At 65.7% G+C, this 11,142-nt stretch carries 12 protein-coding genes, 1 other RNA gene and 1 pseudogene; 7 read left to right on the forward strand and 7 right to left on the reverse strand.

The genetic code is table 11. The features are described from left to right. Nucleotides 1-336: pseudogene (locus tag XBLMG947_RS04850) on the reverse strand (xylose isomerase); the annotation flags it as partial. 620 nt (nt 337-956) lie between these two features. Here XBLMG947_RS04850 and ttcA point away from each other — a divergent pair. The 3 genes from ttcA to XBLMG947_RS04865 all read left to right on the forward strand — a co-directional run bounded on the left by ttcA (nt 957) and on the right by XBLMG947_RS04865 (nt 3,848). After that, on the forward strand, nt 957-1,874 hold the full coding sequence (gene ttcA / locus XBLMG947_RS04855) for a tRNA 2-thiocytidine(32) synthetase TtcA (RefSeq protein WP_065466648.1): 918 nt from the start codon (nt 957-959) through the stop codon (nt 1,872-1,874). A 63-nt stretch (nt 1,875-1,937) separates the two neighbouring features. Continuing rightward, nucleotides 1,938-2,843 carry a recombination-associated protein RdgC gene (locus XBLMG947_RS04860; protein WP_065466649.1) on the forward strand — a complete coding sequence of 302 codons (906 nt, stop codon included), beginning with the start codon at nt 1,938-1,940 and terminating at the stop codon, nt 2,841-2,843. A 219-nt stretch (nt 2,844-3,062) separates the two neighbouring features. Next, complete coding sequence (locus XBLMG947_RS04865; RefSeq protein WP_065466650.1) at nt 3,063-3,848, forward strand: YgjP family zinc-dependent metalloprotease; 786 nt, start codon at nt 3,063-3,065, stop codon at nt 3,846-3,848. Nucleotides 3,849-3,889: 41 nt separating this feature from the next. Here the strand turns inward: XBLMG947_RS04865 and XBLMG947_RS04870 are convergent. The 4 genes from XBLMG947_RS04870 to hemH form a co-directional block, all read right to left on the reverse strand. Then, a non-coding RNA gene (locus XBLMG947_RS04870) (sX9 sRNA) lies at nt 3,890-3,966 on the reverse strand. Between the two features lie 148 nt (nt 3,967-4,114). Beyond that, nucleotides 4,115-4,402 carry a hypothetical protein gene (locus XBLMG947_RS04875; protein WP_065466651.1) on the reverse strand — a complete coding sequence of 96 codons (288 nt, stop codon included), beginning with the start codon at nt 4,400-4,402 and terminating at the stop codon, nt 4,115-4,117. Between the two features lie 35 nt (nt 4,403-4,437). Continuing rightward, complete coding sequence (locus tag XBLMG947_RS04880; protein WP_065466686.1) at nt 4,438-5,298, reverse strand: alpha/beta fold hydrolase; 861 nt, start codon at nt 5,296-5,298, stop codon at nt 4,438-4,440. A gap of 2 nt (nt 5,299-5,300) precedes the next feature. Beyond that, nucleotides 5,301-6,266, reverse strand: coding sequence for a ferrochelatase (hemH, locus tag XBLMG947_RS04885; protein ID WP_065466685.1), 966 nt, complete (start codon nt 6,264-6,266; stop codon nt 5,301-5,303). 152 nt (nt 6,267-6,418) lie between these two features. On the opposite strand from hemH, the gene XBLMG947_RS04890 reads away from it, so the two are divergent. The 4 genes from XBLMG947_RS04890 to tatC all read left to right on the forward strand — a co-directional run bounded on the left by XBLMG947_RS04890 (nt 6,419) and on the right by tatC (nt 9,022). Beyond that, nucleotides 6,419-7,327 carry a lipid-binding SYLF domain-containing protein gene (locus XBLMG947_RS04890; protein WP_065466652.1) on the forward strand — a complete coding sequence of 303 codons (909 nt, stop codon included), beginning with the start codon at nt 6,419-6,421 and terminating at the stop codon, nt 7,325-7,327. Between the two features lie 73 nt (nt 7,328-7,400). Continuing rightward, a complete protein-coding gene (gene tatA / locus XBLMG947_RS04895) occupies nt 7,401-7,628 on the forward strand; it encodes a Sec-independent protein translocase subunit TatA (protein WP_003484969.1) in 228 nt (75 codons plus the stop codon). 15 nt (nt 7,629-7,643) lie between these two features. Further along, a complete protein-coding gene (tatB, locus tag XBLMG947_RS04900; protein WP_065466653.1) occupies nt 7,644-8,270 on the forward strand; it encodes a Sec-independent protein translocase protein TatB in 627 nt (208 codons plus the stop codon). Then, nucleotides 8,267-9,022, forward strand: a complete 756-nt coding sequence (gene tatC, locus XBLMG947_RS04905) for a twin-arginine translocase subunit TatC (protein WP_065466654.1) — start codon at nt 8,267-8,269, stop codon at nt 9,020-9,022. The genes tatB and tatC overlap by 4 nt, the downstream gene beginning before the upstream one ends. A 152-nt stretch (nt 9,023-9,174) precedes the next feature. Here the strand turns inward: tatC and XBLMG947_RS04910 are convergent, their stop codons facing one another. Both XBLMG947_RS04910 and XBLMG947_RS04915 read right to left on the reverse strand, forming a co-directional pair. Further along, nucleotides 9,175-10,074 carry a BPSS1780 family membrane protein gene (locus tag XBLMG947_RS04910; RefSeq protein ID WP_065466655.1) on the reverse strand — a complete coding sequence of 300 codons (900 nt, stop codon included), beginning with the start codon at nt 10,072-10,074 and terminating at the stop codon, nt 9,175-9,177. Between the two features lie 59 nt (nt 10,075-10,133). Then, on the reverse strand, nt 10,134-10,886 hold the full coding sequence (locus XBLMG947_RS04915; protein ID WP_065466656.1) for a glutamine amidotransferase: 753 nt from the start codon (nt 10,884-10,886) through the stop codon (nt 10,134-10,136). Nucleotides 10,887-11,142: the final 256 nt, after the last annotated feature.

An 11,142-nucleotide genomic window follows, 5' to 3' on the forward strand; every position in this document is an offset into this window, starting at 1 on the left:
ATCGATATCGTGGAAGCAGTAATACGGCACGCCGAGCTTGGTGAAGAATTCGAACGCGGCATCGGCCTTGGCTTCGGCCCGCGCCAACGCGCTGTTGCCTACATCCCACGGATACACGCGGGTGCCTGGGCCGAACGGATCGGCGCCATTGCCGCAGAAGCTGTGCCAGTAGGCCACGGCAAAGCGCAGGTGCTCGGCCATGGTCTTGTCGCCGATTGTCTTGTTGGCGTCGTAGACCTTGAATGCGAGCGGGTTGTCCGAATCGCGGCCTTCGAAACCGATCTTGCCGATGCCGGGGAAATATTCTTTCGCGCCGATGTACACGGTGTTGCTCATGAGGTGGACTCCTGCAGCAGGGGAGAGAAGAAGGTGAAAGCATCACACCGGGATATCGGCATCAGCGCGCAGACCATCGCCACGTATCGGTTGCGCAATGCATCAGCACGCGCAACCGATACGTCGCGCAACTGTCCCTTCGCGTCATGCTCAAAATGTTAGCGCTACCACACATGCGACTGAAAAAAGCCGCGCGTTGTAGCGAAGCTGACGTTGCCATGCAGATCCCAGATGAAGCGACCCTGCGACTGTACCGAGCCAGCCGCCGAAAGGCTTGCTGCGCTGCGAGATACGAACTGTGCCGTGGCGCGACCAGAGGCGGTGCGGGTCGATAGCGGTAGGTCGCAAGGAAGGGCGTCGCGAACGTGCCTTGCAGGCATCGCGCGCGTACGGCATGCATCTGCCGACGACAACCCTAGCCCGCAGCAAGTGATTGGGTGGCAACGACCGCAGGACGGCGTTCGCACAAGACAGGTCTGCATCGCCTGGCCCCGCCGCAGCCGCCAGTGTCCCTGTTTGCGTCAACGTAAACGCAGTCAGAAGCAGCACTGCCAGCCTGCTGGTCCGCACGCAGTCAACCCCGTCGCCTGCCGGCCCCCGGCAGCTACAATGGCCGGCTTATGACCGCTGTCCTGCCGCTGCCGCAACCCCTGGCCGACCCCGCGCCGCGCGACCCGCGCCAGCGGTTGCAGCGTGAGCAGTTGCGCCTGGGCAAACGCTTGCAGCGCCAGGTGGGCCAGGCGATTGCCGATTTCGGCATGATCGCGCCCGGCGACAAGATCATGGTGTGCCTGTCTGGCGGCAAGGACAGCTACACCTTGCTGGACATGCTGCTGCAGTTGCAGCGCAAGGCGCCGGTGCCGTTCAGCCTGGTGGCGGTCAATCTGGACCAGAAACAACCCGACTTTCCCGCCCATGTACTGCCGGCCTACCTGCGCGGGCTGGACGTGCCGTTCGATATCGTCGAGCAAGACACGTATTCGGTGGTGAGCCGGGTGATTCCGGCCGGCAAGACGATGTGTTCGTTGTGCTCGCGGCTGCGGCGCGGCGCGCTGTATGCCTACGCGCAAGCGCATGGCGTGACCAGGATCGCGCTCGGCCATCACCGCGACGACATCGTGGCCACGTTTTTCATGAATCTGTTTCACCACGCGCGGCTGGCGGCGATGGCGCCCAAGTTGCGCAGCGACGACGGTGCGCATGTGGTGATCCGCCCGCTGGCCTACGTGCGCGAGGCCGACATCGCTGCGTACGCGCAGGCGCGGCAGTTCCCGATCATTCCGTGCAACTTGTGCGGCAGCCAGGAGAATCTGCAGCGCCAGCAGGTCGGCAAGATGCTGCAGCAATGGGACCGCGAGCAGCCCGGGCGCGTCGAGCAGATTGCCCGCGCGCTGGGCGATGTGCGCCCCGAGCAACTGGCCGACCGCACGCTGTTCGATTTCCTGGCGCTGGGCCGCAACGGCGCAGCGCCGCCCGATCTTGATCCTGGTCCCGCCGCGTGGCTGTCCGCCAGCGACGCCACACACGACAGCGCTTGACGCGGCCGATCCGGCTGACGGCAGTCTTCCACCCTCCACGTTTTTCTTCATTCGGTCCAACGCATGTTCTTTCGCAATCTCACCTTGTTTCGCTTTCCCACCACCCTGGATTTTTCCGAGATCGACACCTTGCTGCCGCCCGTGCAGCTCAAGCCCGTCGGCCCGTTGGAAATGAGTTCGCGCGGTTTCATTTCGCCGTTCGGCCGCGACGAGCAGGAGGTGCTCTCGCACCGCCTGGAAGATTTTCTCTGGCTCACCGTCGGTGGTGAAGACAAGATCCTGCCCGCCGCAGTGGTCAACGATCTGCTCGAGCGCAAGGTCGCCGAGATCGAGGAAAAGGAAGGTCGCCGCCCCGGTGGCAAGGCACGCAAACGCCTCAAGGACGACCTGATCCATGAGCTGCTGCCGCGCGCCTTCGTCAAGAGCTCGCGCACCGACGCCATCCTGGACTTGCAGCACGGCTATATCGCCGTCAACAGCTCCAGCCGCAAGAGCGGCGAAAACGTGATGAGCGAGATCCGCGGCGCGCTCGGCAGCTTCCCGGCGCTGCCGCTCAATGCCGAAGTGGCCCCGCGCGCCATCCTCACCGGCTGGATCGCCGGCGAACCGCTGCCCGAAGGCCTGAGCCTGGGCGAAGAATGCGAGATGAAGGATCCCATCGAGGGCGGCGCGGTGGTCAAGTGCCAGCACCAGGAACTGCGCGGCGACGAGATCGACAAGCATCTGGAAGCCGGCAAGCAGGTCACCAAGCTGGCCTTGGTGCTGGACGACAATCTGTCGTTCGTGCTCGGCGACGATCTGGTGATCCGCAAGCTCAAGTTCCTCGACGGCGCGCTGGATCAGCTCGAACACAGCGAAGACGACGGCGCGCGCGCCGAACTCGACGCACGCTTTACGCTGATGAGCGCCGAAATCCGCCGGCTGTTCCTGTTGCTGGAAACCGCGTTGAAGCTCAGCAAGGCCGAGTGACCGCTACGCCCGGTGCTGTTTTCGGCACCGGGCGTAGCAGCGTCCTGCCTGTGTCGCAGGTGACGACAAGGCCGGGCCGCTGCGGTACGCATGGCGCGGCGACGGAACCACTGCATCGACTTTGTCTGAACGAGACAACCGCAAAGACGTCGTACACGCACACGCGACGTCGCTGCCTGCGTCTCACTGCCTGACACATCGCAGCGGTATCCTGTGCGCATGTTCAAGCCCGTCCGCCGCCTGATTGCGCCGCCCTCGCAGGTTGTCGAACGCGACTGCGTGCGCGTGCAACTGAACGGCCGCGACATCGACGTGCTGCGCGTGCGCGACCCGCGTGCGCGACGCATCAAACTCAGTGTCGACGAACGCGGCGCGCGCCTGACCCTGCCATTGCGCGCGAGCCCGATTTCCGGCGAGCGCTTTCTGCATGCGCATCTGGATTGGCTGAGCACGCAGCTGTCGCGGTATCAGCAGGTCGATGCCTTTCCTGCGCTCGAGCGAGGCGTTCCCGGGCAACTGCCGTTGCGCGGTGCACTGCTGCCGTTGCGCTGGCACGAAGGGCGCTACGCCCGCATCGACGTCACCGACGACGGCGCGCAGTTCTATGTGCCCACCCGCCTGGGCGATGCGGGTCTACGCCGCACCCTGAAGGAATTCTACGAAGCGCAGGCACGCGCCGATGTCGGCCGCTGGCTGCCGGGTTATCTCCCCGGCCTGCCGCGCGCGCCCGCACGACTGCGCTTGAAGGTGATGTCCTCGCAGTGGGGCTCGCTCGCACCGGACGGCTCGATGGCGTTGGATCTGGCACTGGTGCTCGGCCGCTCTTCTGCGTTCGAGTACGTGCTGGTGCACGAGCTCTGCCACCTGGTGCAGGCCAACCACTCGCCCGCGTTCTGGGCCGAAGTGGAACAACGCTTCCCCGCCTGGCGCGACGAGCGCAGCTATTTTCACGAGCACGGGCGCCAGCTCAAGGCGCAGCTGCGCCGGTTGCTGCACGCCGAATAATGCAGGCGCAGCGCGCGTCGCTTAGAAGCGATATTTAGAGCGGCTAACAAAACGTAGCGAGCAGTCGTCAGGCTGGGTGTGGACGGCGCGCAGGAACCGCAGTGTACAAGTGGTACATGAGGATTCCGAGCACCGGCCGCGCCCGCCTGGCGGCTGCGTAGTAGTTTTGTTAGTCGCTCTTATTGCAGAACTGGCACCGGCTTGCGTGCAGGCAATGGCGCATCAACGCGGCAATCCAGGCGGCCGTGCATGGGTCGACGCAATCGCTAACGCCACTCGTAAGACGCCGCCCTGGCAAGTTGTCGGCAGGCCAGTGGTGACAACCAGCCAAAGCGTTTCGACAGGGCGCTTTCGGCGGCCGCGACACCTGCTTCCAGCATGCGTGCCGACATCCAGTGGTCTGCGTGACCCGCAGCCGTCCATGCCTGTTCCAACACAACGCGATCGTCGGCGTCCAAGTGGGGGGGCGCACGCACCACCTGCATAAATGTCCACGGCGCATGCCACGAATCGAAGGATTCAAGCGCACTGACGACACGGGCGGCATCGGCCATGGGTCTAGTTCACCGGCGTGCGACGCATCGACACGTCACGCGCGCGGCAATGCATCCCAAAAGTCGTTGATCACCGCTGCGACTGCTTCCGGCGCTTCCATATGCACATGGTGCGTGCCCGGTAGCAGATGCAGGCGTGCATCGCGCATCATCGCCACGCGGTGGTCGCGTAGCGCAGCCGGGAAATACGGCTGCGCAGGCGTGGCGAAGATCGCCTGGGTGGGGCAGGCGATAGAGGCCAGCAGCACGTCGATCTGTGCCTCGGTCATGCGAATGGCGGTCGGTAGGGTCAGGCGCGGGTCGCTGCACCAGCTGTAGCCGCCTTCCACCACGCGCACGCCACGTTCGACCAGCAGGCGTGCAGCCGGTTCGGTGAGCTGATTGGCCATCATGCGCGCACGCACGGGCATCTCCATCGACGGAAAGACCCGCCCCGGCAGCGCTGACAACGTGCGTGCCGACGCGATTGCATCGCGCAGGCGTGTGGCGGTGCCTTCCACTGGCTCGGCCAGTGCGCCCAGCGCTTCGATGGCGATCAACGCCTCCACGCGCTCCGGGGCAGCGGCGGCCAGCAGGCTGGCAACGCCACCGCCCAGCGAGTGGCCGAGCAGGGTGAAGCGATCCCAACCCAATGCATCGGCGACCTGCAACAAAATGGAGATCGCGCTGCTGGGCGTGTATTCGGCACCCACCGGCAGCCAGGTGCTGCGGCCATGGCCGGGCAGATCCAGCAGCACCAGATCCAACTCCTGCGCGTGCAGATGCGCGCTCAGCGGCACAAAGCTGGCTGCGTTATCCAGCCAGCCATGCAAGGCCAGCACCCGGCGCGGGCCGCGATCCGGGTTGCGCAACCCGGCAATGCGGCCAACGGCCACCTCGCACGCAAACGGCTCCAACGTCACGCGCGGCGCGCCACGGCGGCCAGCGCGTGGGCATGCGCGTCGCTGGCGTTGAGGCAGGGGATGTAGCTCAGCGTGGCACCCCGTTCGGCCAGCGTCTCGGCAAAGCCCAGCGCCACTTCTTCCAGCGTTTCCAGGCAATCGGTCGCAAAGCCCGGACAGACCAGATCGAAGCTGCGCACGCCACCTTCGGCCAGTGCCCACAGCGTGGGCTCGGCGTACGGCTGCAGCCAGCGTTCGGCGCCGAAGCGCGACTGGTAGCCCATCTGCCACTCGTCCGCGCCCAGCCCCAGCGCTGCCACGATCGCCTGCGCGCTGCGTTCGCACTGCTGCGGATACGGGTCGCCGGCATTGGCCACGCGCTGCGGCAGGCCGTGGAAGGAGAACATCAGCTTCTCGCTGCGCCCGTGCACCTGCCAATGCGCGCGAATCGAATCGGCGATCGCCGCCACCCAGCCGGCGTCCTCGCAATACTCCTGGATCACCTCCACCGCGATCTCCGGTGCGCTGGGCTGCCATGCATCCACCACGTCCTGGATCGAGGCGGTGGTGGTGGTCGAATACTGCGGATACAGCGGCAACACCACGATGCGCTTGATGCCGCGTGCGCGCAGGCCATCCAGCGTCTTGCGCAATGCCGGCTCGCCGTAGCGCATGGCCCACCCCACATGCCAGTCCGGCATCGCCGCTTTCAGGCCGTCGGTCAGGCGGCGGGTATACACCGCCAGTGGCGAGCCGTCGGGCAGCCACACCTTGGCGTATTTTTCCGCCGACTTGGGGCCGCGGATCGGCAGGATCACCCCGTACAGCAGCGGCTTCCAGAACAGCGGCGGGATCGCGACCACGCGGCGGTCGCTGAGGAACTCGGCCAGGTAGCGGCGCACGGCCGGGGCGGTCGGCGATTCGGGGGTGCCGAGGTTGACGACCAGCAGGGCGGTATCAGGAGTGGTGTTCATGCCCACCATTCTGGCAGAGCCGGGCAGGACTGCCGAGGACAGCGCATCAATCGTCCCGATCAGCGTCGTCTGGCTGCCGATTGCGCTCACCACCGATTCATTGCGCCGGCACTACCGTCGCGGCATTGCTATCTTTCACGGAATATCCCTTGGAGCTTGTCATGCCTCGTTTGTCGCGCCTGGCCCTGTTGTTGTCGCTGACGTTCGTCGCCGGCCATGCCGTTGCCGGCCCGGAAGAAGACCAGCGCGCACGTAATGCGGTGCGGGTGCTCGCCGAGATCATGAAGATCCCCGAGCAGGCCATTCCGGACAAGTTGCTCGACGAAGCGCGTGCCATCGTGGTCATTCCCGACACGCTCAAGGCCGGGCTGGTGATCGGCGGGCGTCGCGGCCATGGCCTGATGTCGATGAAGAATGCCGACGGCAGCTGGTCGCAGCCGGTGTTCGTCAAGCTCACCGGCGGCAGCATCGGCTTCCAGGCCGGCGTGCAGTCCTCCGACGTGGTACTGGTGTTCCGCAACGACCGCAGCCTGGACAACATCGTCAACGGCAAGTTCACCCTCGGCGCCGATGCCGGCGTGGCCGCAGGCCCGGTGGGTCGCAACGCCGCCGCCGCGACCGACGGCCAGCTCAAGGCCGAAATCTGGTCGTGGTCGCGTGCCCGTGGCTTGTTTGCCGGCGTTGCGCTGGACGGCGCGGTACTGCAGATCGACGATGCCGCCGACCTCAATGCCTATGGCGGCGGCGCCACCCCGCGCATGATCTTCGAAGGCCGCACCAACGAACGGCCTTCCACCGATGTGATCGCCTTCCGCGACCGTCTGGAAGAGGCCACCTACACCGCGCGCGCCAATCGCGGTACCGATGCCTCCGCCGATGGCACGGCACCTGCCCCGCGTCCGCAGAGCCCGCCGCCGGCACAGGCACCGCAACCGACCAGCGTGCCGCCGCCGGCCAACGAAGCCAGCACCGTGCCGATGCAGCCCAGCGCCACGCCGCCCGCCCATCAGGGTTTCCAGCCGGTGTCCGACGGCGAAATCCGCACCGAATCACTGGACGGCAAGCGCTGACCGGCTGTCATCCCCCTGCGCGGTGCGCTGGGGTATCCTGGGTCTCCCTTCTTTTTCAGCAAGCGAGCGGATCATGGGCGGTTTCAGCATTTGGCACTGGCTGATCGTGCTGGTGATCGTGTTGCTGGTGTTCGGTACCAAGCGGCTCACCAGTGGTGCCAAGGATCTCGGCAGCGCGGTCAAGGAATTCAAGAAAGGCATGCACGACGACGACAAGCCGGCCGGCAAGCTCGGCGACGACTCGCGCACGGCCGAGCAGGCGCGTGAGGCGCAGGCCGAACGCGACCGTGACGCGCGCTGATCCGGAGCGGCGCCGGTGTTTGACATAGGTGTTGGCGAACTGACGCTCATTGCGGTCGTCGCCCTGGTCGTGCTCGGCCCCGAGCGTTTGCCCAAGGCGGCCCGATTCGCCGGATTGTGGGTGCGCCGGGCACGCATGCAGTGGGATTCGGTCAAGCAGGAGCTCGAACGCGAACTCGAAGCCGAAGAGCTCAAGCGCAGCCTGCAGGATGTGCAGGCGTCGTTGCGCGAGGCCGAAGACCAACTGCGCAACACGCAACAGCACGTAGAGCAGGGCGCCCGCGCGCTGCACGATGACGTCAGCCGCGATATCGAGATCCGCAGCAGCGCCACGCCGGTGGCAACTCCGTTGGAGCTGGCGCATGCAGACCTGTCTGCCAGCGCTCATGCCGATGTGGCAGCAGGCGCATCGGACGCTGCTGGCCCTGCACCTGCCGCGGCGGTCATTGCGCAAGCCCAACCAATCGCGCCAGCGCCGCATCACAGCTTGGTCCCGGCTCCCCACGACACCGTCGTGCCAGCACCGCACGCAGCGCATCTCACCAGCGCGCCTGCGCCGGTGACCGGCGCGCCAGTCGATGCGGGTACCCCGGCCGCGCCGACGCCAACCGAACCGACCAAGATTCAGGAGAAACAGCCGTGAGCCTGTTCGACGACGCACAGGCCGAAAGCAGTCTGATCGAGCATCTGGTCGAATTACGCGCCCGCCTGGTGCGCGCGCTGATCGGTCTGGGCGTGGTACTGCTGGCCTTGCTGCCGTTCTCGCGGGCGATCTATTCCTGGCTGGCCGCACCGCTGATCTCGCAGCTGCCGCTGGGGCAAACCATCGTCGCAGTGAATCCAGCCGGCGCGTTCTTCGCCCCGCTCAAGCTGACCTTCTTCGTGGCGGTGTTCTTCAGCGTGCCGTGGCTGTTGTATCAGGCCTGGGCTTTCGTGGCGCCGGGCCTGTATCAGCGCGAAAAGAAACTGGCATTTCCGCTGCTGGCCTCGGCGGTGGCGCTGTTCTACATCGGCTGCGCATTCGCCTATTTCCTGGTGCTGCCGGCGGTGTTCCACTTCCTGACCACGTTCAAGCCGGACATCATCGCCATCACCCCGGACGCCAATTCGTACCTGGATTTCGTGCTGGCGATTTTCTTCGCCTTCGGTACCAGTTTCGAGCTGCCGGTGGCGCTGGTGATCCTGGTGCTGATGGGCTGGGTCAGCCCCAAACAGCTGAGCGAAGGCCGCGGCTACGCCATCGTCGGCATCTTCGTGCTGGCCGCCGTGCTTACCCCGCCGGACGTGGTGTCGCAGCTGATGCTGGCCATCCCGATGTGCCTGCTCTACGAGCTGGGCATCATGGCGTCGCGTGCCGTGGCGCCGAAGGATGCAACACCTAACACTGCCGGTTGAGCGATACGGGCGCGTTCTTCGCAACCTGTGGCGATGCCTCATGCACGATTGCGCCGAAGCTGGCTGCGCCGCCATCCCTCCGACAGCCACATAAAAAAAGCCGCTCTTTCGAGCGGCTTTTTTTTGCTGCACATCGGCAATGCCGGCAACACTCAGGCGACAAACACATCCGGGCGCGATGGCGGAGCTGGCTCAGCGACCGCGCCTTCGTGGCCGAACATCTGCTTCCATGCCGCGTAGATCGAACCGGCGAACACCGGCATCAGCACGGCCATCAGCAGCAGCTGGGCCAGCCACATCGCCACGGTCTGGCCGGCAACCAGGCCGACGATCAGCGCGACGATCATCACCGCGAAATAGGTCGCGAAGATGGAGATGAATGCGAGTACGAAGAACACCAGCATCGCCGGCAGGTTGTGCAGGCTGGCGCGCAGGCTTTCGCGCAGCGCATGACCACCGGTGCTGCGGTTGAACATGACCTGCGGTGGCATCACGAACAGCGCCAGCGTCATCGCCGCGAACGTGGCGATGGTCAGCAACAGCCACAGCAGGATGCGTCCGGCCGGCAGACTGGCGGCCAGCTGCTCGATCTGCACCGGATCCGGCTGCGCGCCGGACTGGCTGATCTGATTGATCTTGATCATCACCTCCGACAGCTGCTGCAGCCCGCTGGCACCGATCATCGCCAGCAACAGCACGCCCAGCAGCAAGCCGGCGATCAGCTGCGGCAGCAGCGACACCAGCAGATGCGGCGCGCGACCGTCCTGCAGTCCATGCAGCAGATGCGACGGTTTGGCGACGCGGCCTTCGTCCACTTCGCGGATGGCCCACAGCAGGCCGCCCATGAACAGCGGCCCGGCCAGCACCAGCAGGAACTGCAGGGCTGGGCCCAACAGCGGTACCAGGACCGACAGCGACACCACCAGCGAGGCCGCCACGCTCCAGATCACCCCCAGCGAGCCAAGCGCCAGCGGCGCCCGCTTCAACAGCGAGAAACCGGTCAACAGCCACTCTGCACCGGCAGATGCCGGCACCTTACGAATTTCGCTCATTCCCATTCCGGATCGCTACGCGCGCCGGACCATCCGGCGTCACCCGATTATCGCTGCTTTTACGTGCGCGCGCCGGGACCAGCGTTCACTGTTTGCAGGCCGCGTGCGTGATGCACGAAACGGCGCAGCAGCTTGCGGGCGATGGGGGCGGCGGTGACCTCGCGGGCGACCGTGCGGGCGCAACGCCCATGGCGGGCAATGCAGTCGGCACGCGCCTGCACATACCCGCGCATGTGGCGGGTGGCGAATTCGGGGTGGAACTGCACGCCCCAGGTGGCCCGGCCCCAGCGAAAGGCGTGGCAGCGATCCTGACGCGAGTGCGCCAGCACGATGGCGCCATCGGGGGCGCGCACGACCGTCTGCAGATGCGTGGCATGGGCCGGGAACTGCAGCGGAAGGCCTGCAAATAAAGGATCTTGTTCGGCTGGCGGGTGCAGTTCCAGGGCGATCGTGCCGGATTCGCGTCCGGCCGGGTTGTAGTCGACCTCGCCGCCAAGCGCGTACGCCAGCAACTGGTGTCCGTAGCAGATGCCCAGCAAGGGCATGCCCTGATAGGCAGCGAGACGCAGCCATTCGGCACTGCGTTCGCTCCAGTCGGCGCGATCGGTCACGAAGGCTGCCGAACCGCTGACGATGATGCCCGAAAAGTCGGCTGGGTCGGGCAGCGCATCGCCATTGGCGACGTCGATGGCCACTGTTTCATGCTCGGCCAGCCCAGCCGCCACGCGGATCCAATGCTGAAAACGGCCGTAGCGCTTCATCTCCGGCACGGGGCGCCCGGTTTCGATGATCAGGAACGGCAAAACGGACATGCGCGAAGACCCGGACACGACAGATGCCCCCGATTGTAGGCGGCAGTGGCGCGTTTTTTTCAAGCGGCGCCCCAATACGTGCGCTGCGGGTCATTGCCGAATGCCATGTCCTGATTCCCTCTTAACTGGATGGAGGTGGTGGTGACGGGAGTCGCCGACTTTGGCACGCCTTGTATATCGGCACAAAAGCGCACGACTGGACCGACAGGCCTTTGCGCCTTCGGTGGTCAGGTCGAGCGAGGTTCGGCAGGATTCG

It is taken from the genome of Xanthomonas bromi, from assembly GCF_900092025.1.
Classification (GTDB): Bacteria; Pseudomonadota; Gammaproteobacteria; order Xanthomonadales; family Xanthomonadaceae; genus Xanthomonas; species Xanthomonas bromi.